Source organism: Micromonospora sp. NPDC047467 (assembly GCF_040643095.1).
Lineage (GTDB): Bacteria > Actinomycetota > Actinomycetes > Mycobacteriales > Micromonosporaceae > Micromonospora.
On the sequence record NZ_JBEYTO010000002.1, the window covers coordinates 847104 to 868848 of the forward strand.

20 protein-coding genes are annotated in these 21745 nt (G+C 71.7%); 9 read left to right on the top strand and 11 right to left on the bottom strand.

From position 1 onward, the window contains the following. Positions 1–317 precede the first annotated feature (317 nt). The gene (locus ABZ780_RS08150; protein ID WP_357009170.1) at positions 318–1577 is read left to right on the top strand and encodes an amidohydrolase; all 1260 of its coding nucleotides are present in this window, start codon (positions 318–320) and stop codon (positions 1575–1577) included. On the opposite strand, the gene ABZ780_RS08155 is transcribed toward ABZ780_RS08150, so the two are convergent. Continuing rightward, positions 1534–2499: a DUF4349 domain-containing protein gene (locus tag ABZ780_RS08155; protein WP_357485163.1), complete on the bottom strand. Its 966-nt coding sequence runs from the start codon at positions 2497–2499 to the stop codon at positions 1534–1536. The genes ABZ780_RS08150 and ABZ780_RS08155 overlap by 44 nt on opposite strands. Before the next feature lie 93 nt (positions 2500–2592). Between ABZ780_RS08155 and ABZ780_RS08160 the strand changes: the two genes are divergently transcribed. The 3 genes from ABZ780_RS08160 (at position 2593) to ABZ780_RS08170 (ending at position 5022) form a co-directional block, all read left to right on the top strand. After that, positions 2593–3222, top strand: a complete 630-nt coding sequence (locus tag ABZ780_RS08160; protein ID WP_357009164.1) for an MBL fold metallo-hydrolase — start codon at positions 2593–2595, stop codon at positions 3220–3222. A 4-nt stretch (positions 3223–3226) separates the two neighbouring features. After that, entirely contained in the window at positions 3227–4198 is a 972-nt protein-coding gene (locus tag ABZ780_RS08165; protein WP_357485166.1) for a hypothetical protein, read from the top strand. Positions 4199–4287: 89 nt separating this feature from the next. Continuing rightward, complete coding sequence (locus tag ABZ780_RS08170; protein WP_357009159.1) at positions 4288–5022, top strand: hypothetical protein; 735 nt, start codon at positions 4288–4290, stop codon at positions 5020–5022. Positions 5023–5053: 31 nt separating this feature from the next. Here ABZ780_RS08170 and ABZ780_RS08175 read toward each other — a convergent pair whose 3' ends face one another. Together ABZ780_RS08175 and ABZ780_RS08180 are read right to left on the bottom strand one after the other, a co-directional pair. Beyond that, positions 5054–5476 carry a type II toxin-antitoxin system VapC family toxin gene (locus ABZ780_RS08175; RefSeq protein WP_357485333.1) on the bottom strand — a complete coding sequence of 141 codons (423 nt, stop codon included), beginning with the start codon at positions 5474–5476 and terminating at the stop codon, positions 5054–5056. After that, positions 5458–5712 carry a hypothetical protein gene (locus ABZ780_RS08180; RefSeq protein ID WP_357009156.1) on the bottom strand — a complete coding sequence of 85 codons (255 nt, stop codon included), beginning with the start codon at positions 5710–5712 and terminating at the stop codon, positions 5458–5460. The genes ABZ780_RS08175 and ABZ780_RS08180 overlap by 19 nt, the downstream gene beginning before the upstream one ends. Positions 5713–5817: 105 nt before the next feature. On the opposite strand from ABZ780_RS08180, the gene ABZ780_RS08185 reads away from it, so the two are divergent. Further along, positions 5818–6777: a GNAT family N-acetyltransferase gene (locus ABZ780_RS08185; protein ID WP_357485168.1), complete on the top strand. Its 960-nt coding sequence runs from the start codon at positions 5818–5820 to the stop codon at positions 6775–6777. A 96-nt stretch (positions 6778–6873) separates the two neighbouring features. On the opposite strand, the gene ABZ780_RS08190 is transcribed toward ABZ780_RS08185, so the two are convergent. Further along, complete coding sequence (locus tag ABZ780_RS08190; RefSeq protein ID WP_357009151.1) at positions 6874–7329, bottom strand: gamma-glutamylcyclotransferase; 456 nt, start codon at positions 7327–7329, stop codon at positions 6874–6876. A gap of 106 nt (positions 7330–7435) precedes the next feature. On the opposite strand from ABZ780_RS08190, the gene ABZ780_RS08195 reads away from it, so the two are divergent. Then, a complete protein-coding gene (locus ABZ780_RS08195; RefSeq protein WP_357485171.1) occupies positions 7436–8839 on the top strand; it encodes an NAD(P)H-quinone dehydrogenase in 1404 nt (467 codons plus the stop codon). Positions 8840–8885: 46 nt separating this feature from the next. On the opposite strand, the gene ABZ780_RS08200 is transcribed toward ABZ780_RS08195, so the two are convergent. After that, positions 8886–9533, bottom strand: coding sequence for a DUF998 domain-containing protein (locus tag ABZ780_RS08200; protein WP_357009145.1), 648 nt, complete (start codon positions 9531–9533; stop codon positions 8886–8888). Between the two features lie 203 nt (positions 9534–9736). After that, positions 9737–10357 (bottom strand): DedA family protein, encoded by a 621-nt coding sequence (locus ABZ780_RS08205; RefSeq protein WP_357009137.1) that lies wholly within the window; start codon positions 10355–10357, stop codon positions 9737–9739. A gap of 517 nt (positions 10358–10874) precedes the next feature. Between ABZ780_RS08205 and thrS the strand changes: the two genes are divergently transcribed. After that, positions 10875–12092 carry a threonine--tRNA ligase gene (thrS, locus tag ABZ780_RS08210; RefSeq protein ID WP_357485174.1) on the top strand — a complete coding sequence of 406 codons (1218 nt, stop codon included), beginning with the start codon at positions 10875–10877 and terminating at the stop codon, positions 12090–12092. Positions 12093–12113: 21 nt separating this feature from the next. On the opposite strand, the gene ABZ780_RS08215 is transcribed toward thrS, so the two are convergent. The 5 genes from ABZ780_RS08215 to ABZ780_RS08235 all read right to left on the bottom strand — a co-directional run bounded on the left by ABZ780_RS08215 (position 12114) and on the right by ABZ780_RS08235 (position 19898). After that, positions 12114–14030, bottom strand: coding sequence for an ABC transporter ATP-binding protein (locus ABZ780_RS08215; RefSeq protein ID WP_357485335.1), 1917 nt, complete (start codon positions 14028–14030; stop codon positions 12114–12116). Positions 14031–14179: 149 nt separating this feature from the next. Then, a complete protein-coding gene (locus ABZ780_RS08220; RefSeq protein WP_357485176.1) occupies positions 14180–15913 on the bottom strand; it encodes an ABC transporter ATP-binding protein in 1734 nt (577 codons plus the stop codon). Continuing rightward, positions 15907–16389 carry a MarR family transcriptional regulator gene (locus tag ABZ780_RS08225; RefSeq protein WP_357009128.1) on the bottom strand — a complete coding sequence of 161 codons (483 nt, stop codon included), beginning with the start codon at positions 16387–16389 and terminating at the stop codon, positions 15907–15909. The genes ABZ780_RS08220 and ABZ780_RS08225 overlap by 7 nt, the downstream gene beginning before the upstream one ends. 217 nt (positions 16390–16606) lie before the next feature. Continuing rightward, positions 16607–18046 (bottom strand): GuaB1 family IMP dehydrogenase-related protein, encoded by a 1440-nt coding sequence (locus ABZ780_RS08230; protein WP_357009125.1) that lies wholly within the window; start codon positions 18044–18046, stop codon positions 16607–16609. A 100-nt stretch (positions 18047–18146) separates the two neighbouring features. Continuing rightward, on the bottom strand, positions 18147–19898 hold the full coding sequence (locus ABZ780_RS08235) for a biotin carboxylase N-terminal domain-containing protein (RefSeq protein WP_357485179.1): 1752 nt from the start codon (positions 19896–19898) through the stop codon (positions 18147–18149). 148 nt (positions 19899–20046) lie between these two features. Here ABZ780_RS08235 and ABZ780_RS08240 point away from each other — a divergent pair, with 148 nt between their 5' ends. Beyond that, positions 20047–20658 carry a PadR family transcriptional regulator gene (locus ABZ780_RS08240; RefSeq protein WP_357009567.1) on the top strand — a complete coding sequence of 204 codons (612 nt, stop codon included), beginning with the start codon at positions 20047–20049 and terminating at the stop codon, positions 20656–20658. 121 nt (positions 20659–20779) lie between these two features. After that, positions 20780–21739 carry an ATP-binding cassette domain-containing protein gene (locus ABZ780_RS08245; protein WP_357485181.1) on the top strand — a complete coding sequence of 320 codons (960 nt, stop codon included), beginning with the start codon at positions 20780–20782 and terminating at the stop codon, positions 21737–21739. Positions 21740–21745 lie beyond the last annotated feature (6 nt).

Sequence of the window (21745 nt, forward strand, 5' to 3'; positions counted from 1 at the left end):
GTGTGGTCGGCTAATTGTCGGAGTGTCAGTTCATCACCCTGACTAATGCGACAATTCGCGGCAAGGGCGTGCGAGTGGTGCCGCGACTCGCAACCACCGGTTTTGGTTACGCGTTGTAGGAGGTGAGGTGGCGGATGACGGCCTTCGACCGTGATCTACCTGCTGTCTCGCACATCTCCGAGCGTCCTCAGCAGGGCATACGTGACGCTGCGCGGTCTGATCATCACCGTAACGAGGTTGCGCAGCGTCACCGTCGGAGGTCTAGGCTGTCTGCTGTCCCCGATGATCCATCCATCTCCAGTAATCGAGATTTCGACGTGACGAGTGCGTTGACGCTGCCCACCGGCGGCCAGCTGGCGTCGTCCTGGCCGGACGCGCCGCCCGGGTCCCAGCCGCTGCCCCGCGACCTGGACCACCTCCTCGCCCTACGGGTACCGGGGCTCATCGCCACGCGCCGTCACATTCACTCGCACCCCGAGCTGTCCGGCACGGAGTTCGAGACGGCCGCCCTGATCGCCCGGGAGCTCTCCCTGGCGGGCCTGCACCCTCGGCTGCTGCCCAAGGGCAACGGGGTGATCTGCGACATCAACGGTCGCCCCGACGGGCCGGTCGTCGCGCTGCGCGCCGACATCGACGCCCTGCCGCTCGACGACTCCAAGGACGTGCCGTACCGCTCCACCGTGGAGGGCGTCTGCCACGCCTGCGGCCACGACGTGCACACCACGATCATGCTCGGCGTCGGCATGCTGCTGGCGCAGCTCGCCGACCTCGGCGAGCTGGACGGCCGGGTCCGGCTCATCTTCCAGCCGGCGGAGGAGATCCTGCCCTGCGGCTCGCTGGAGGTCATCGAGGCCGGTGGCCTGGAAGACGTGGTGCAGATCTTCGCGCTGCACTGCGACCCGAACCTGCCGGTGGGCCAGGTCGGCCTGCGCGTCGGCCCGATCACCGCGGCCGCCGACAACGTCACCGTCCGGCTCACCGGGCCGGGCGGCCACACCGCCCGCCCGCACCTGACCGTCGACCTGGTCGACGCGCTCGGCCGGCTGATCACCGAGGTGCCCGCCCTGGTCAGCCGCCGGGTGCCGGCCAACAGCGGGCTGCTGCTGGTCTTCGGCCACGCGTCGGCCGGCACCCGTTACAACGTCATCCCCTCCGAGGCGTGCGCCTCGGGCACCCTGCGGGTGATGGATCGTGACACCTGGGAGCAGGCTCCCAAGATCGTGGCTCAGGTGGTGCGGGACGTGATCGCCCCGACCGGTGCCACGGTCGATCTGGAATACCTACGCGGCCGGCCGCCGGTGAGCAACGACTCCCGGGCGATCCAGGTGTTGACCGCCGCCACCGCCGCCGCGCTCGGCCCGGAAGGGGTGGCCGAGACACCGCAGAGCATGGGCGGCGAGGACTTCTCCTGGTACCTGGAGTACGTCCCCGGCGCCCTCGCCCGCCTCGGCGTGGGCCGTTCCGGCCCCAACATCGACCTGCACCGCGCGTCCTTCGACGTGGACGAGCGGGCCATTCCGGCCGGCGTACGCGTCATGGTGCAGACCGCGCTGCGGGCACTGGTGGCGGCGCGCTGACCGGAGCGGTCAGGGCCGGGGTCTTCCGCCGCCTGCGCAGCACCAGCAGCAACACCGCCAGCGGAACGCCGAACGCCACCAGCCAGGGCAGCAACGCCCCCAGCACGGTGAGCAGGATGGTCATCGAGGCGACGAACGCCTTCCAGCCACCCTTCAAGCCGACCAGGAAGCCGGTCTCGGTCTTCTCCTCGCTGGCCTTCGCCGCCGGCCCGGCCAGCGACACGGTGATCGTGGAGAGAGCGGTCAGGTCGGCGAGCCGCCGCTTCTTGGCCTCCAGCGAGGCCAGGTCCGCCTCCCGACGACCCAGCTCGTTCTCCAGGGACACCAGGTCGGCGATGGAGGTGGCTTGGGCGAGCAGGCGACGCGCGCTGTCCACGCGTGCCCGCTGACTGGTGATCCGGGCGTCCAGGTCGACGGTCTCCTCGGTGACGTCCTGAGTGTTGATCTCCCGGCTCTGCTGCCGGCCGAGCTTCGCGACCGCCTCCACCACCCCGGCGAACTTCGCCGCCGGCACCCGCAGCTGCAACTCCGCCACCGCGTCCGCCTCGGCGCTGCGCCGCACGTCACCGCCGATGAAGCCGCCGGCCTGGGTGACCATGGCACTGACCTCGCGGGCCGCCGCGTCCACATCGGCCACCTGCACCCGCATCGCTCCGGTGTAGATGATCGCCCGCTGGTCGACCCGCAGGTCCGGAGCACCGGCCCCGGCCGCCCCCGCCGCGTCCGTGCCGCTGTTGTTCTTGTCCGCCGCGCCGCCCTCCGCGACGGCCCGCTCGGGTGCCGAGGCCGCCGAGTCCCGCGCGCCGCTGTCGCCGGCACCGCACCCCGCCAACGCCAGCGTCGCCGTGAGTGCTGTCGCCGTCAGCAGTGCGCCGCGACGCCATCCTGCCCGTCCGTCCATCCCCGCTCCCATCGTTGTCAACCGGTGTGGCGATACCTCGGACGTGGCGCGCCCGCCGGCTGGTTCCGGCAGACTGCGCTGAGGACATCACGATTCGATAGTCGAGGAGTCACGATGCGGCTCACCAAGTACGCCCACTCCTGCCTCCGGGTGGAACACGACGGGGGAGTGCTCGTCGTGGACCCCGGGGTCTTCAGCGACCCGCAGGCGTTGGACGGTGCGGACGCGGTGCTGATCACCCACGAACACCCGGACCACCTCGACCTGGCCGCGCTGCGCCTGCACCTCGACCAGCGACCGCTGCCGATCCACGGGCCGGCCTCGCTCGCCGGCACCCTGGGCGACGCCGCCGAGGCGTTGCGCCCCGTCACGCCCGGCGAGTCGTTCACCGCCGCCGGGGTCGCGGTCCGCGCGTACGGCGGGCGGCACGCGGTGATCCACCCGGACATCCCGGTGGTGGACAACCTCGGCTACCTGATCAACGACGTCGTCTACCACCCCGGCGACTCCCTCGTGGTGCCGGAGGAGACGCCGATCGACACGCTCTTCGCGCCGATCCACGCCCCCTGGTCGAAGTTCTCCGAGGTCGTCGACTTCATCCGGGCGGTCGCCCCGCGCCGCGCGTACGCCCTGCACGACGCCCTGCTCAACGACAACGGGCTGAGCGTGCTCAACCGGCAGTACGCGGCGCTGTCCGGCACGGACTACCAGCGTCTGGAGCCCGGTAGCCGGGTGGACGTCTGACCCGATGCCCGGCCCGCCCTCGGAGCTGGTGCAGCAGCTCTACCGCACCCCACCGGACCGGTTCGTGGCGGCCCGGGACGCCGCCGTGGCCGAGGCCCGGCGGGCCGGTGACCCGGGCACCGCCCGGCAACTGGCCCGGCTACGTCGCCCCACCGTGGCCGCCTGGCTGGTGAACCTGCTCGCCATCCACCGTCCCGAACTGGTCGCCGACCTGGTCCAGCTCGCCGACGCGTTGCGCGTCGCCCAGCGGGAGCTGCGCGGGCCGCGGCTGCGGGAACTGTCGGCCCAACGTCGGGCGGTGGTCGGCGCCCTGGTCGCCGAGGTCCGCAAGCTCGCCGCCGCCGAGCCGGACGCGCCGCCGGCCGGTCGGCTGCCGCTGGCCGAGGTGGAGGCGACCCTCAACGCGGCGCTCTCCGACACCGAGGTCGCCGAGCAGGTCCGGACCGGCCGGCTACTCCGATCGGCCAGCTACGCCGGCTTCGGCGAGGTGCCCCGGCCGCAGCTGCGGCTGGTCACCGACGACGACGAGCCGGAGCCGGAACCTCGCCCCGTGGCCCAGCGCGCACGCCCCGACGCGGCCTCCCGCGCCGACGCGGCCCAGGAGCGTGCCGCGCAGGCCGAACGCGCGGCGCAGCGGGTGGCGCGGGCCGAGCGAGCACGCCGGCGTCGCGCACTGGACCGGGAGCTGGACCGCGCCCACACCGACCAGCAGCGGGCCGAGGCCGAGTTGACCGAGGCGACCGGGCAGGAGCGGGACGGCGCGGCCGTACTCGACGGAATCGAGACCGAGCTGGCCGAGTTGGAGCGGCGGCGTGCCGTCGCCGAGCAGGACCTCAGCCGGGCCAGGCTGGCGCGGCGCGCGGCCGAGCGGGCGGTGACGGTGGCCCGCCGACGCGCGGGTGAGGTCGAGGCGGCCGTCGAGGCCCTGGCGGCCGAAGAGGGGGATGCGGACGCGGGCGGTGGCGCGGCAGACTGACCATCGATGGACGACGACGAGCGGACCGGCCGCCGGGCACCGGCCGTCCCGGACAGAGCCGCAGCTGGCAGGCCGAGGTTGGTGTCCGGATGACGCCGGAGCAGCTCGCCGCCGCCAGCAAGCCCGTCGTCCTCGATCTCGGCGACGGGTTCAGCAGGTGCCCGACCACGCTGCGCCGAGCCCGACTGCTCGGCATTTCCGGCTGGGCGTTCTACATCAGCGGCCGGGCCGGTGCGCTCGGCGACGTACGGGCGGAGACAGCCGCCGCGGCCATCGGTTTCGTCGCCCCGGACGCGGTTGCCGACGGGTGGGACGCCGCCGCCCGGGTCCTCCCGCCGGCCGAGGTGGCCGCCGCCAGCCTCGCCGAGTGCTGCCGGTGGGGGACGGAGCGCTTGGGCGCGCTGCCGGGGGCCGAGCGGCTGGCCGGGCTCGTCGAGCTGGCGGTGGCCGCCGCCGACGCCAGCGCGATGCCGCTCTTCGCCGCGTGGCGGGCAATGCCGCTGCCGGACCTCTCCCCGGGAGCCCGGAGCGCCGCCGGGCTGCGCCTGCTCCGCGAGCACTTCACCGGCGCGTACCTGCTGGCGGTGCGGGCCGCCGGAATGACCCCGCTGGAGGCGGTGCTGGCCGGGCCGGAGGGGGAGGCCGGCGCGGTGGCGTGCGGCTGGCCGCCGCCGTACCCGCCGATCGGTCCGCTGGTGCGTCGACGACTCTGGGCGGAGGCGGTGACGAACCGGCTGGCCGCGCCCGCGTTCGCGGCGCTCGGCCCCGCCGACGGCGCCGAGCTGGTGGAGTTGCTGCACCGCACCCGCGCGGCCCTCGCCTGAACGGGCAGGATTGCCGTGGGTGGTCGAAGAGCTACGACCAGGACGGCGCGAGCAGTCGGATTTCGCAGCGGACGCCGCTGGCCTTGGCGAGCCGACCATCGCCGGTCACAAGCGGGCAGGCCATCAACTCCGCCGCCGCGACATACGCTGCGTCGTACGCCGTGACGTTGCCCCGCAACTGCCACATTCGGTCGAGCAGCTTCGAGACGCCAACATCGTCGATGACCAATGAAGGCAGAGTGTCGATAGCCTCTTGAGCGCGGGCCAGGCCGAGCTTCCCACCGAGGACCTTGCCTCTGATCACCGACATGACCTCCACCAGAAGGTGCCCTGGCGCTGCCCAGTGCGGGTCTCCGGTCAGTTCCGCCCGCGCCGCGTCGCCCACCGGCCCGTCGTCGACCAGAGCATCAGCCAGGACTGAAGCGTCCACGACAATCATGCGGCGCTTCCGTATGGCCCCCGCTGCTCCCGCTGGTCTGTCAACTCGGCGGCGCTCTCCCCCGGAAGGGCACGAGCACCATCAGACCGGCCGGCGAAGCGATCAAGGGTTGCCGTGTTGCGCAGACGTCGAGCCTGCGTCTCCACCAACTCCAGCAAGTAGGCCTGCAGCGACTGCCCGCGTGCCTTGGCTTGGGCAGCCAAGGCGTCTCGTACTTCCTCCGGCACGTCCCGAATCTGGAGAGCAACCATGCATTCATTATGCATGCATCATCGCCGCGCTGCCCGGGAAAGGCCCAATTCCTCGTGGAGAAAATGGGCGGCGCTGGCGGCGGTCGGCTGTCAGGATGTGCTGCCGTGACGCTTCCCGCTGGCTGGGCCACGCGCCGGCCCACCCTTGACGACGTACCGGCGATCCTCTCGGTCGTGCACGCGGCGGACACCTTCGCCATCGGCCACCCCGACTTCGACGCGGAGGATGTCGAGGCGTCGCTGACCGCCCCCCACTTCGACCCGACCCGGGACTCCTGGCTGGCGACGGACCCGGACGGCACCGTGGTCGGCTGGGCGACGGTGGACAATCCGAGCGGGGTCGGCCGGGAGTTCGTGGAGGTCTACGTCGACCCGGAGCGGGCGTCCAGCCTCCGCGCGCCGCTGCTGGCCCGGCAACTGGACCGGGTCGCCGAGCGCGCCGCCGAGCGAGGGCTGCCGGCGCTCACCGTCCGGTGCGCGGTCTTCGCGCCCGAGCGCGACTGGGAACGCGACCTGCGTGGCGCCGGGTTCACCCTCGCCAAGCGGTACGTCCGGATGAACCGCCCGCTGACCGACCTGCCCGCCGAGCCGTCCCCGCCGGCCGGGGTGACGGTACGGCCGGTGCGGCGCGACGACGAGGCCGAGTTGCGGGAGTTCCACCGGATCCACGACACCGCCTTCGGCGACACCCCGGATCACGAGTCGCTGTCGTACGAGCGGTGGCGGGCCCGGATCGGCGACGTGACCGCCTGGGACGAATGGTTCGTCGCCGAGGTGGACGGGGTGCTCGCCGGCGCGTTGCAGTCCTCGGACCAGGGGCTCGACCAGCAGGAGGGTTTCGTGCGGAGCCTGTCGGTGCTGCCCGCGTACCGTCGGCGCGGGGTGGGTGCGGCGTTGCTGCGCCGCGCCTTCGCCCGCTACGCCGAGAAGGGCCGGTTGTCCGCCGGCCTGGGCGTGGACCTCACCAACCCGACCGCCCCGGTGTCGCTCTACCGGTCGGTGGGGATGCGGGAAACCTGGTGGAGCGACATGTACGAGCGGGTGGTCCCGGCCGCCGGTGTGTGATTGACGACGCCCGTCCGGCCCGGCGAACCGCCGCACCGGCGACGGTTGCAGACTGTGCGGGTGCGAAGGGCGCTGGAAGGCTGCGGGGGGACCCGGTCAGGCCGAGGCGGTGCCGGTGGGACGGGATCGCAGCTCGGTGACGTAGTCGTCCGGTGCACCCGCCTTCTCGGCGGCGTTCGCGATCTCGGAGAGATACCACGAGGTCGGCAGGCCGCCCTCGTACCCGTCGAACACGTAGATCCACGCGGTGACGTCGCCGTCGAGGGTGGAGATCCGGACGTGCAGCTTGCGGTACGTCCCGGCGGTCACGCCTTCCAGCTCGTCGAGCTGGGCCGCGTCGTACGGGTGGATGTCGTAGATCGCCACGAACACCCGGTCGCCGGGGGACTCGACGACGGTGCTCACCGCGCCCTCCCAGCCGATGACGTCCTCCCCGGCGAAGGTCAGCCGCCACCCCTCCAGCCACCCGGTGCCCACCATGGGCGAGTGCGGGCAGTAGGCCCGCATCCGGGCCGGGTCGAGGTTTGAGCCGTAGGCGGCGTGATGACGCACGGCGATGACGATAGCCCGGCTGGCGGGTGGGGGAGAATACGACTGTGCGTGTCGGATGCGTTCGGGAGAAGAAAGTCACTGTGAGCATCAACGAAGGGCGAACTCTGTGAGCCGGATCGTGATCATCGGCGGCGGGCCGGCCGGGTACGAGGCGGCGCTGGTCGCCGCCCAACTGGACGCCGATGTCACCGTGGTGGAGGCCGACGGCGCGGGGGGCGCCTGCGTGCTGTCCGACTGCGTACCGTCGAAAACGTTCATCGCCAGCTCAGGGGTGGTCACCGGCTATCGGGACACCGAGGAGTTCGGGGTGCACTCGGACGGCTTGGAGGCGGTCACCGTCGACGCGCGGGCGGTGCACGAGCGGGTCAAGCGGCTGGCGCTGGCGCAGTCCGCCGACATCCACGCCAAGCTGCTCAAGGCGGGGGTCACCTTCGTGGCCGGCACCGCCCGGCTCGGCGATGACGCCCTCGGGCACACCCACCTGATCATCGTCACCCCGGCCGACGGCAGCGAGGAGTACTCGATCGCCGCGTCCACGGTGCTGGTCGCCACCGGCTCGACGCCCCGCCAGTTGCCCACTGCCGTGCCGGACGGCGAGCGCATCCTGACCTGGCGCCAGGTGTACGACCTGCCGGAGCTGCCCGAGCACCTGATCGTGGTCGGCTCCGGTGTGACCGGCGCCGAGTTCGCCAGCGCGTACCTGGCGATGGGGGTCCAGGTCACCCTGGTGTCCAGCCGGGACCGGGTGATGCCGCACGAGGACGCCGACGCGGCGTCGGCCATCGAGCGGGTGTTCCGCAACCGGGGCATGACCATCCTCAACAACTCGCGCGCCGACACGGTCCGGCGTACCGCCGACGGGGTCGAGGTGGAGCTCTCCGACGGCCGTAAGGTGACCGGTTCGCACGCGCTGATCGCGGTCGGTTCGATCCCGAACACCGCCGACCTGGGCCTGGCCGAGTACGGCGTGGAGCTGGGCCGGGGTGGCTACGTCACTGTCGACCGGGTTTCCCGGACCAACGTGCCCGGCATCTACGCCGCCGGTGACTGCACCGGCGTGCTGCTGCTGGCCAGCGTCGCCGCCATGCAGGGCCGGATCGCGATGTGGCACGCCCTCGGTGAGGCGGTCCGCCCGCTGCGGCTGCGGACCGTCGCGGCGAACGTCTTCACCGACCCCGAGCTGGCCACCGTGGGTGTCTCGCAGGACGAGGTCGACGCGGGCAAGGTGCCGGCCCGGCAGGTGATGCTGCCGCTGTCCGGCAATGCCCGCGCCAAGATGGACGACCTGTCCGACGGCTTCGTGAAGTTGTTCTGCCGGCCCGCCAGCGGTCAGGTGATCGGCGGTGTGGTGGTCGCGCCGAAGGCCAGCGAGCTGATCCTGCCGATCACCATGGCCGTGGAGAACAACCTAACGGTCAACGAACTGGCTCAGACCATCACCATCTACCCAAGCCTCTCCGGCTCAATAACCGAAGCAGCCCGCCAGCTAATGCTCCACGAGCTGGAGTAGTCCCGACCCCCGCTCGGGGGTCGATCATGGAGTTGTGGTGGCCGAGTTACGCCGGCACGCCCCTTTTGTGCGGCACCACAACTCCATGATCGACCGAGGGGCGGGTTTGGAGGACCGCCAGCGTTGTCAGCACCGCTACCTCGGTGAGAATGAGGAGGCGCTCGACCAGGCCTAGCAGCACGCGGTCGCCGGGGTAGGCGGACCAGATCATCGCGGCCGCGAGGATCAGGCTGAGCGCGACCAGGGCACGCAGGACGCCCGCCGCCGGTGCCAGGTCGGGTCGGCGGGCGAGCAGCCAACCGCCGACCGGCAGCGCGAGGAAGGCGACGACCGAGGCGTACCGGTGCAGGTAGGCGGCGGTGGTCATGGCGGTGCCCGGATCGTTCGTCGGCACGACCGCGGCCAGCAGCAGCCCGGCCACCCACGCGCCGAGCAGCAGCTCAGCCGTCCGACCGGAACCCGGCCGGGGTGGGCCGGTGCGGCGCAGCCCGTACAGCACCGCGACGCTGGCGAGCGCGAGCACCACCATGGCGACGTCGATGACGCCGCCCCGGTCGGAGACGGCGAAGTCGCTGATGGTCAACGCCCACGGGTCGAGGTCGTCGCTGACCTCAAGATGACCGATCACGGCGAGCAGGGCCGCGAGGGCGATCCCCCCGAGGGCCAGCAGACCGGTGTTCCGGATTCCAGGCATGCCTCAGCCTGTCGCCGCGGGCACCCCAGCCGGATCCGGGACGGCCACCGAAATCGATCCCCGGGACCACCCCTAGAGGCGTCGGCCTCCACCCCCGCGATCGCCTCCGCGATCTTGCGCTTTCGGTCGCGGTTCTGCGTTTTTTGTCCCATTCGTCGGGACACAAAGTGCAAGATCGCGGCGGGTGCGTCGTGGGGCAGGGTTTAGTCCAGGGGGACGTCGGCTGCGGCGGCGGTGCGGGCGTGCCGGGCGTTGACCAGCGTCATCGCCCATCCGGCCGCCGCGAAACCGGCCGCCGCTGCGGCGGCGATGATGGCCAGGCGCCACGCCGACTGGGTGAGTGCCGTGCCGCCCAGATGCCCGACCAGCGCCCCGTAGGTCGCCCAGCCCAGCGCGGCCACCGCCTCGTAGAGCACGAACAGGCGGTACGGGTAGCGGCTGCGCCCGGCCGAGAAGCATGCCGCCATGCGTCCGCCGGGCACGAACCGGCAGAGCAGAATGACCATCGGCCCGGGTTGACGCAGACCCTGCGTGACCCGGCTGGCCATTCGGCGCGCCCGGCTCAGCTCGGAATGTCGGGGCGCCCGCCGGTCCGGAGCGCTGCGGCCGAGCAGGTAGCAGGCCAGGTCACCGACGAACACGCCGAGCGCGCCGACGGCGATGATGATCGGCAGGTCGAGGCCGCCGTACACGGTGAGCGCGCCGCTGGTGATCATGACGATCTGGGTGGGGATCACCGGGACGAAGGCGTCCGCGATCAGCAATCCGAGCAGTACGAGGTACGCCCACGTCGGCGACGCGACGTCAGTCAGTAGTTCGGGCACGCCTGCCACCTCGCCGGATGCGGCCGATTGGGTGTGTCGAGCCTGACGTCGTGCCCGGCGTCACCGTGCACGGCCCCGTCCCGTCGTGACCGTCGACACCACAGGCCACCCAGATCCAACGAGGCGAACCACCCCCGGGTGACGGCTCCGAGGCTGTTTCACGGGTGCCCGAGGCGGTCGGCGGATCGGCGTCCGTCGGCGTACCGTTGTCGGCGCGGCCCAGCCCGTCGGGTCCCCCGTTCCTGACGATTCGGGTCGCCCCGGGCCGCCGGCGGGTCCCGCGCCGGCGGCCCTCCCCCTCTTTCGCCGCTGCAAATCCGGGTGCGTCCTCGACCGCCCGGCGGGTAGCGTCGCGGCATGCGCAGCGCGGTAGTGATGACCACGACGCCGGGTGTCCCCGGCGCGCCGCTCTGACGTAACCACCGTCGACCAGGCCCCGGGGCGATCCGCCCCCGAGAGCCGTACGGCGTTCGGTGTCCAGGTCGCCTCCGGGTCGTACCCGATCCAGGAGCCCGACATGATCGACCACCGCAGGCTCGGCCGCGAGCTGGACCTCTTCGTCTCCGATCCGCTGGCCGGCGCCGGCCTGCCGATCTGGCTGCCCGCCGGCGCCGCCGCCCGGCATGCCGTCGAGGAGTACGTCCGGGAGTTGGAGCGACGCTCCGGTCACCAGCACGTCTACTCGCCGCCGCTGGGCAAGCGTGAACTCTTCGAACTCTCCGGGCATCTCGGCTACTTCGCCGACGACATGTTCCCGCCGATGCGGCTGAGCGCCGACGACGAGTTCGTGCTCCGGCCGGCGCTCTGCCCGCACCACGCGCTGGTCTTCCGCGCCCGGGGCCGCTCCTACCGGGAGTTGCCGCTGCGGATCGCCGAGCTGGGCGGGATGTACCGCTCGGAGCGCTCCGGGGTGCTCGGCGGGCTGTCCCGGGTACGCGCGATCTCGCTCAACGACGCGCACACCTTCTGCGCGCCGGAGCAGGTCGGCGAGGAGGTCGCGGAGATCCTCCGGCTGGTCCGCGCCGCGCACGCCGCGCTCGGCGTCCGCCCGGCCGGTTTCCGGCTGTCGCTGCGCGGGCCGGGCGGCAGGTACGTCGGCGACGACGCGAGTTGGGCCCACGCCGAGGATCTGCTTCGGGAGGCGCTCGCCGGAGTGGAGTACGTCGAGGCACCGGGCGAGGCCGCCTTCTACGGTCCGAAGATCGACATCCAGATCGTGGACGCGGCCGGCCGGGAGTCGACCATCTCCACCATCCAACTCGACTTCGACAAGCCGGAGCGGTTCGACCTGTCGTACACCGACTCCGACGGCAGCCGGCGTCGACCGGTCATGGTGCACCGCAGCCTTGTCGGCAGCATGGAGCGGCTCTTCGCGTACCTCATCGAGGTGCACGAGGGTGCCTTCCCGGCCTGGTACGCGCCGGTCCAGCTGGTGCTGCTGCCGGTGGACGACGGGCAGGCCGGCGCGGCGGCCGAGCTGGCCCGGCGGGCCGTCGACGCCGGGCTGCGGGTCGAGGTCGACGCCGCCGGCTCGCTGGGCGCCCGGGTACGGGACGCGGCTCGCCGCCGTGTCCCGTACCTCGGGGTGCTGGGTCCTCGGGAGGTGGCCGACGGGCACCTCGCGCTGCGCCTGCGCGGTGGCCGCGCCCTGGCCCCGATGCCCGCCGCCGCCGCGCTCGCCCTGATCAGCGGGCAGGTCGCCGCCCGCACGACCGACCTGCTGCCGCCGGACTGACCCGGGAATCCGAGACATGCGCTAGACCGTCGCGGGTTGGGCGGCGGCCGGTTCCTCGTCGACCACCGCGCCGGTGAACTGGGATCGGTAGAGCTGGTGGTACGCGCCCTTGGCGGCGAGCAGTTGCTCGTGGGTGCCCTGCTCGACGATGCGACCGTTCTCCATCATCAGGATCAGGTCGGCGTCGCGGATGGTGGAGAGCCGGTGCGCGATGACGAAACTGGTCCGGTCCGAGCGCAGCGCCGCCATCGCCCGCTGGAGCAGCACCTCGGTGCGGGTGTCCACCGAGCTGGTCGCCTCGTCGAGGATCAGCAGCGACGGTTCGGCGAGGAACGCCCGCGCGATGGTGATGAGCTGCTTCTCACCGGCGCTGACGTTGTTGCCCTCCTCGTCGATGACCGTGTCATAGCCGTCCGGAAGGCTCCGCACGAACCGGTCCACGAAGGTGGCCCGAGCCGCGCCGAGGATCTCCTCCTCGGTCGCGTCCGGCCGCCCGTAGGCGATGTTGGCCCGGATGGTGCCACCGAAGAGCCAGGTGTCCTGGAGCACCATGCCGATCCGACCGCGCAGGTCGTCGCGGCGCATCGTGGTGATGTCCACCCCGTCCAGGGTGATCCGGCCGGCGTCCAACTCGTAGAACCGCATGATCAGGTTGACCAGCGTCGTCTTGCCGGCGCCGGTCGGGCCGACGATGGCCACCGTGTGCCCCGGCTCGGCGACCAGGGACAGGTCGTCGATCAGCGGTTTGTCCGCCTCGTACCGGAAGGAGACGTGCTCGAACTCGACCCGACCGTGCGGGTCGACGACCCGGGTCGGCTCGACCGGGTCGGGGCTCTGCTCGTCGGCGTCGAGCACCGCGAAGACCCGTTCGGCCGAGGCCACCCCGGACTGGAGCAGGTTGGCCATCGACGCGAGTTGGGTGAGTGGCTGGGTGAACTGCCGGGAGTACTGGATGAACGCCTGCACGTCGCCGAGGCTCATCGTCCCGGAGGCCACCCGCAGGCCGCCGACCACGGCGATCGCCACGTAGCTGAGGTTCCCGATGAACATCATCGACGGCATGATGATCCCGGAGACGAACTGCGCCCCGAAGCTGGCCCGGAACAGCTCCTCGTTCTTGGCGGTGAACGCGGCCTCCACCTCGCGCTGCCGGCCGAAGACCTTCACCAGCTCATGGCCGGTGTACGCCTCCTCGATCTGGCCGTTCAGCTCGCCGGTGTGCTTCCACTGCGCGATGAACTGCTTCTGCGAGCGCTTGGCGATGCGCTGGGTGACCAGCACCGACAGCGGCACCGCGACCAGCGCCACCAGGGCCAGCAGCGGCGAGATCCAGAACATCACGCCCAGCACGCCGACCACGGTCAGCAGCGAGGTGAGCAGCTGACTGAGGGTCTGCTGGAGGCTGGTCGAGATGTTGTCGATGTCGTTGGTGACCCGGCTCAGCAGCTCACCCCGAGGCTGCCGGTCGAAGTAGGGCAGCGGCAGCCGGTTGAGCTTCTCCTCCACCTCGGCGCGCAGCCGCAGCACGGTGCGCTGCACCACACCGTTGAGCAGCCAGCCCTGCCACCACGACAGCAGGCTCGCCGCCAGGTAGAGCCCGAGCGCCAGCAGCAGCACCCGGCTCAGGGCGGTGAAGTCGACGCCCACGCCGGGCACCACGTCCATCCGGGCCAGCATGTCGGCGAAGTTGCCGTTGCCGCTGGCCCGGGCCGCCGCGACGGCCTGCTCGGTGGTGGTGCCAGCCTCCAGTTGACGGCCGATCACCCCACTGAAGATCAGGTCGGTGGCGTGGCCGAGGATCTTCGGACCGGCCACGCTGAACCCCACGCTCACCACCGCGAGGGTGACGATCGCGGTCAGGTGCAGCCGGTGCGGGCGCAGCCGGCCGAGCAGCCGCCGGGCGGACGGCCCGAAGTTCATCGACTTCTCGGCGGGCATCCCGGCGCCCGCCCACGGCGGACCGCCGGCCGGGCGGCCCGGAGGCAGCCGCTTCGGTGTCGGCGCGTCGCCGCCGGCAGCCGGCGTCCGCGTGTCGCCGGCCGGCTTCTGCGTGGGTACGGCCGCGGTCCGCCGCTCGTCGGGCTCGCTCATGCCGTCACCTCCGCCGTCTGCTGGGAGGCCACGATCTCGGCGTACGTCGGACAGGTCTCCAACAACTCCGCATGTCGTCCCACTCCGACGACCCCTCCGTCCTCAAGAACGATGATCTGGTCGGCGTCGACGATGGTGGAGACCCGCTGGGCCACGATCACCACCGCGGACTGCGCGGTGACCGGGCGCAGGGCCGTCCGCAACCGCGCGTCGGTGCCGAGGTCGAGCGCGGAGAACGAGTCGTCGAAGAGGTAGATCTCCGGCTGGCGGACCAGCGCCCGTGCGATGGCCAGGCGTTGCCGCTGCCCACCGGAGACCGTGCTGCCGCCCTGGGCGATCGGGGCGTCCAGGCCGCCGGGCATCTGGGCCACGAAGTCCCGGGCCTGGGCGATCTCCAGGGCCGTCCACAGCTCCTCGTCGGTGGCGTCCGGGTTGCCGTAGCGCAGGTTGCTGGCGACCGTGCCGGTGAACAGGTACGGCCGCTGCGGCACCAGGCCGATCCGCCGCCACAGCTCGTCCGGTGCCATCTCCCGTACGTCCACGCCGTCGACCAGCACCGCGCCACCGGTGACGTCGACCAGGCGGGGGATGAGTGACAGCAGGGTCGTCTTGCCGGCGCCGGTGCTGCCGATGATCGCCGTGGTGGTGCCCGGGGTGGCCCGGAAGGAGATGTCCCGCAGCACCGGGTCGACGGCGCCCGGGTACTGGAAACGCACCCCACGCAGCTCCAACTCGGCGCGGGTGGGCAACTCGGTGACCGGCTCGGCGGCGGGGACCACCGACGAGTCGGTGTCCAGCACCTCGATGATCCGCTCGGCGCAGACCGCGGCGCGGGGCACCATCATCAGCATGAAGGTCGCCATCATCACGGCCATCAGGATCTGCATCAGGTACTGGAGGAAGGCAGTGAGCGCGCCGATCTGAATCGCGCCGCCGTCCACCCGCTGCGCGCCGAACCAGAGCACCGCCACGCTGGAGACGTTCAGCACCAGCATGACCACCGGGAAGATCATCGCCATCAGCCGGCCGGTACGCAGGGCGGTGGCGGTCAGGTCGGCGTTGGCGACGGCGAAGCGGTCCGTCTCGTACGGCTCGCGGACGAACGCGCGGACCACCCGGATGCCGGTGATCTGTTCGCGCAGCACCCGGTTGACCGTGTCGATCCGGGTCTGCATGAGCCGGAAGCCCGGCACCATCCGGCGGATGATCGCGCTGAGCGCGATGGCCAGCACCGGCACGCTGACCAGCATCAGCCAGGAGAGCCCGATATCCTCCCGCAGCGCCATCACCACACCGCCGACGCTCATGATCGGCGCGGCGACCAGCATGGTGCAGCTCATCAGCACGAGCATCTGCACCTGTTGCACGTCATTGGTGTTGCGGGTGATCAGCGACGGCGCGCCGAACCGGGCCACCTCGCGGGCGGAGAAGCGGTTGACGTGCCCGAACAGCCTGGCGCGGACATCACGGCCGAAGCCCATGGCGACCCGCGCGCCCAGGTAGACCGCGACGATCGAGCAGATGATCTGGATCAGGCTGACCAGCAGCATCCAGCCGCCGGTCCGCACGATGTAGTCGGTGTCGCCCCGGGCCACGCCCTGGTCGATGATGTCCGCGTTGAGGCTGGGCAGGTAGAGCGAGGCCATGGTGCCCACGAACTGGAGCAGCACCACCGCCAGCAACGGTCGCCGGTAGGTGCCCAGTTGACCGCGTAACAGTCGGATCAGCACGCCGAGTCCTTTGGTTCGGTGGGGCGTCCGCTCATCGGCGGGTCGTCCGCGCTGGCGATGACCTCGAGCAGGAACTCGCGGATCACCTGCGCCTTCGCCGGGTCGGCGTCGATGGAGGTGAGCGGCCGTCCGGAGTGCATCAGGGCACTGAGCGCGGCCACCCGCTCCCGCCCGGCGGGGGTGATGGCGAGGCGGACGCTGCGTCGGTCGTTGTCGTCGCGTTGCCGCTCGACCAGTCCGTCACGGGCCAGCGTGTCCACGATGCCGGTGAGGGTGGCAGGGCGGACGAAGCACCGCTCGGCCACCTGCCGGTGCGGCAGTTCGCCGTGTCGGGCGAGCGTCATCAGCGTCACCATGCCGGCCTGGGTGAGGCCGTGGTCCTCGGCGAGGTAGCGGTTCCACCGCTGCCCGACGAGGTGCCCGGCCACCACCAGCAGCCGGCCGATCGGCGCGTCCTGGAGCGTGATGAGTTGCACGGAGAGCAGGTTAGCTCCCTGATAGTCAGGCTCCAAACGATTTCCCCACAGCCCTCCGCACCCCCGCCGCCCGCGCCGCCCGCCGCCCGCCCTCTCCCCCCAGCGTCGATCATGGAGTCGTGGTGGGCGTTTCGCCCAGCCGTGCCCCTTTTGCGAGGCACCACAACTCCATGATCGACGCGGGGGTGGGGGCGAGGGCGGGGGCGGGGCGGGCGGGTTACCAGCTGGTGGGGAGGGGCATTCCTTCGGTGAAGCCGGCGGCGCTCTGTACACCGACGATGGCCCGCTCGTGGAACTGCGTCAGGTCCCGTGCGCCCGCGTAGGTGAAGGCGCTGCGGACCCCGGCGATGATCTCGTCGATCAGGTCCTCGACGCCGGGCCGGGCCGGGTCCAGGTACATCCGGGCCGAGGAGATGCCCTCCTCGAACACCGCCTTGCGGGCCCGGTCGTACGGGCTGTCGTCGGCGGTACGGGCGCTGACCGCCCGAGCCGAGGCCATCCCGAAGCTCTCCTTGTACCGCCGGCCGTCGGCGTCGGTGTACAGGTCACCGGGCGACTCGAAGGTGCCGGCGAACCAGGAACCGATCATCACGTTCGAGGCGCCGGCCGCCAGTGCGAGAGCCACGTCGCGCGGGTGGCGTACGCCGCCGTCGGCCCAGACGTGCCGGCCCAGCTCCCGGGCTGCCACCGAGCAGTCGAGCACGGCGGAGAACTGTGGGCGGCCCACACCGGTCATCATCCGCGTCGTGCACATGGCACCCGGCCCGACGCCGACCTTGATGATGTCGGCGCCCGCCTCGACCAGGTCGCGTACCCCCTCGGCGGTGACCACGTTGCCGGCCGCCACCGGGACGCCCGGGTCCAGCTTCCGGACCGCCCGCAGCGCGGAGATCATCCGCGCCTGGTGGCCGTGCGCGGTGTCCACGACCAGCGTGTCCACTCCGGCCTCCAGCAGCGCGGCGGCCTTGCCGGTGACGTCCCCGTTGATCCCGACCGCCGCGGCGATGCGCAACCGACCCCGGTCGTCCACCGCCGGTGTGTAGAGGGTCGCGCGCAGCGCGCCCTTGCGGGTCAGCACCCCGACCAGCCGGCCGTCGGCGTCCACCACGGGCGCGAGCCGACGCCGGCCGGCGGAGAGCAGGTCGAAGCCGGTACGCGGGTCCGCGTCCGCCGGCACGGTGTGCAGCTCGGTGGACATCACGTGCCGCAGTTGGGCGAACCGGTCCACCCCCACGGTGTCCGCCTCGGTGACCACGCCCACCGGCCGACCGGCCTCGTCGACCACGATCACCGCACCGTGCGAACGCTTCGGCAGCAGGTGGATGGCGTCGCCGACGGTCTCGGTCGGGCCGAGGGTGATCGGCGTGTCGTAGACCAGGTGCCGCTGCTTGACCCAGGCGACGACGTTCGCGACCACCTCGATCGGGATGTCCTGTGGGATCACCGTGATCGCGCCCCGCCGGGCCACCGTCTCGGCCATCCGCCGCCCGGCGACCGCCGTCATGTTGGACACCACCAGCGGAATGGTGGTGCCGGTGCCGTCGCCGGTGGACAGGTCGACGTCGAGCCGGGAACCGAGGTCGGAGCGGGCCGGCGCCATGAAGACGTCGGTGTAGGTCAGGTCGTGCGCGGGAACCGCGCCGTGAAGGAAACGCACCCGGCCATCATTCCCGCCCCCGACCGCCCACGCCCACGTCGCTGCCGCAAACCACCCCGCCGCGCCCGCCCGTCGCGGATGAAGCGCCAGTAAGGGGCCGTCAGGCGATGGTGCAGATGGAAGCGCCGGCAGTGATGACCGCGCCGACCTCGGCGGCGAGCCCGCTGACCGTGCCCGCCTTGTGGGCGTGCAGCGGCTGCTCCATCTTCATCGCCTCCAGCACCACGACCAGGTCACCCTCAGCCACGGTGTCACCGTCGGCAACCGCGATCTTGACGATGGTGCCCTGCATCGGTGAGGTGAGCGCGTCGCCGCCGATCGCCGCGCCAGCCTTGGCGCCACCGGCACGCCGGGTCGGCTTGCGGGTGGCGGGTGCGGCTGCGGTCGTACCCCCGCCGAAGCCGGCGGGGAGGCTGACCTCAAGGCGCTTGCCGCCCACCTCGACCACGACGGTCTCGCGTTCGGCTGGCGCCTCGGCGGTGCCGGCGGCGGCGGCGAACGGCGGCACGGTGTTGTGGAACTCGGTCTCGATCCACCGGGTGTGCACGGTGAACGGTTCGGCGGTGAACGCCTCGTCTCGCACCACGAGCCGGTGGAACGGCAGCGCGGTGGCCATGCCGTCGAGCACCATCTCGTCCAGCGCGCGGCGGGCGCGCTCCAGCGCCTCGGCGCGCGTCTCACCGGTGATGATCACCTTGGCCAGCAGCGAGTCGAAGTTGCCGCCGATCACGTCGCCGGCCGAGATGCCGGTGTCGACCCGCACCCCCGGGCCGGTGGGCAGCCGCAGCGCGGTGACCGTGCCCGGGGCGGGCAGGAAGTTGCGGCCCGGATCCTCGCCGTTGATCCGGAACTCGATGGAGTGCCCGCGCGGCGCCGGGTCCTCGGTGATCCGCAGCTTCTCGCCGTCGGCGATCCGGAACTGCTCGCGGACCAGGTCGATGCCGGCGGTCTCCTCGGTGACCGGGTGCTCGACCTGGAGTCGGGTGTTGACCTCCAGGAAGGAGATGGTGCCGTCCACGCCGACCAGGTATTCCACCGTGCCGGCACCGTGGTAGCCGGCCTCGCGGCAGATCGCCTTGGCGCTGTCGTGGATCTGTGCCCGCTGGGCGTCGGTGAGGAACGGCGCGGGCGCCTCCTCGACCAGCTTCTGGTGGCGTCGCTGCAACGAGCAGTCCCGCGTGCCCACCACGATGACGTTGCCGTGCTGGTCGGCGAGGACCTGCGCCTCGACGTGCCGCGGCTGGTCCAGGTAGCGCTCGACGAAGCACTCGCCACGGCCGAACGCCGCGACCGCCTCCCGGGTGGCCGACTCGAAGAGCTGGGGGATCTCCTCCATCGTGCGGGCCACCTTGAGCCCGCGCCCGCCGCCACCGAAGGCGGCCTTGATGGCGACCGGCAGGCCGTGGTCGACGGCGAACGCCATCACCTCGTCCGGGCTGGCCACCGGGTCCGGCGTGCCGGGGACCAGCGGAGCGCCGGCGCGCTGGGCGATGTGCCGGGCGGTGACCTTGTCGCCCAGGTCGCGGATCGCCTGCGGGGTGGGGCCGATCCAGGTCAGGCCGGCGTCGATGACCGCCTGGGCGAAGTCGGCGTTCTCGCTGAGAAAGCCATAACCCGGGTGTACGGCGTCGGCGCCGGCCCGGGCGGCGACGTCGAGCAGCTTGTCGATGCGCAGGTACGTGTCGGTCGCGCTGTCCCCACCGAGGGCGTACGCCTCGTCCGCGAGGGTGGCGTGCAGGGCGTCGCGGTCGGAGTCCGCGTACACCGCGACACTTCCCAGACCGGCGTCACGGCAGGCGCGGACAACCCGGACGGCGATCTCGCCGCGGTTGGCAATGAGTACCTTGCGCACCTTTGTGACTCCTCCCGGCAGGTTACTGACCGGGAGTTTAGCGGTCACCCTGCCCACCCTAACGGTCGCTCAGTGTGGGATGCCGCACTGTGGCCGCAACGCCGTAATCAAACTTGTCTATTACGCTTATCCGGTGTCTGCGACTCGGATGATGATCCTCGGGCTGGTGCGGTGGATGCAGCCCGTGCACGGCTACGACGTGCGCCGTGAGCTGCTGAGCTGGGGTGCCGACAAGTGGGCGAACGTGCAGCCCGGCTCGATCTACCACGCCCTGCGCAAGCTCACCGAGGAGGAGCTGCTGCGGGCCGTTGCGACCGAGCAGGTCGGTGGCCGCCCGGCCCGTACGACCTACGAGGTGACCGCCAAGGGTGAGGACGAGTTCGAGACGCTGCTCCGCAACCTCTGGTGGGGCCTCTCGGAGCCGCTCGACCCGTTCTCTGCAGCGTTCTCCTTCCTGCCCGCGATGCCGCGATCCGAGGCGGCGGCTGCCCTGCGCAACCGGGCCAACCTGCTGCGCGCCAACGCCGCCTCGATGCGTGCCTCGCTCGAGTCGGACTGGATCCGCAACGCCAAGCCGGTACACGTCAGTTGGATGCTCGAACTCTGGTCCGAGCGCGCCGAGGCGGAGCTGAGCTGGTGCGAGCGGATCGCGGAACGTGTCGAGTCCGGAGTGTCGTACCTGCCTGCTGAGCTGGAGAGCGCGGATGGTTGGTCGGGATGGACGGACGGCGAAGAGCGGCCCGAGCCAAACGCGACATAATCAACGTTGACTACCAGAGTTATATCTCGTTAGCCTGCAGACGGCACAGCGGGGGAGTGCGCCGTCCGGCGTGGTCCCACTCGGCAGCCGGCCCTACCGGCCCGAACGACCAGGAGCAGAGATGATCGAGACCAGGGGGCTGCGGAAGTCGTTCCGCTCCCGCGCGGGTCGAGAGACGAAGACGGTGGACGCCGTACGCGGCGTCAACCTCAAGGTCGCCGAGGGCGAGATCTTCGGCTTCCTCGGCCCCAACGGCGCCGGCAAGACCACCACCCTGCGGATGCTCGCCACCCTCATCGAGCCCGACGGCGGCGACGCCACCATCGCCGGCGCCGACCTGCGCAAATCTCCCGCCGAGGTGCGCCGCCGGATCGGCTACGTCCCGCAGGGTGGCAGCACCTGGGACGAGTCCACCGCCCGCGAGGAGCTGGTGCTGCACGCGCGGATGTACGGCATCAGCAAGGCCGACGCGCAGCAGCGCGCCGCCCGCGCCCTGGCGGCCTTCCAACTGACCGAGTACGCCGACCGCAAGTGCAAGACGTACTCCGGCGGCCAGCGACGGCGGGTGGAGATCGCGCTCGGCATCATCCACGAGCCGAAGATCGTCTTCCTGGACGAGCCGACCACCGGCCTCGACCCGCAGAGCCGCGCGCACATGTGGGACGAGATCCGGCGGCTGCGCAGCGACGGGATGACCGTCTTCATCACCACGCACTACCTCGACGAGGCCGACGCGCTCTGCGACCGCATCGCGATCATGGACAACGGCGAGGTCGTTGCCGAGGGCACCCCCGCCGAGCTCAAGCGGGAGATCTCCGGCGACGTGGTGCTGGTCGGCCTCGACCTGGCCGCCACCCCGCAGGCCGCCAAGGCGCTCGACGGCGAGCCGTACGTCAACAAGCTGGAGACCGCAGACGAGGGCGGCCTGCGTCTCTACGTCGACGAGGGCGCCACCGTCATCCCGCAGGTGCTGCGCCGACTCGACCACGCCGGGCTGGAGCTGCGCTCGATCGAGCTGCACCGGCCCAGCCTGGACGACGTCTTCCTCACCAAGACCGGCCGCTCGCTGCGCGAGTCCTGACCACCG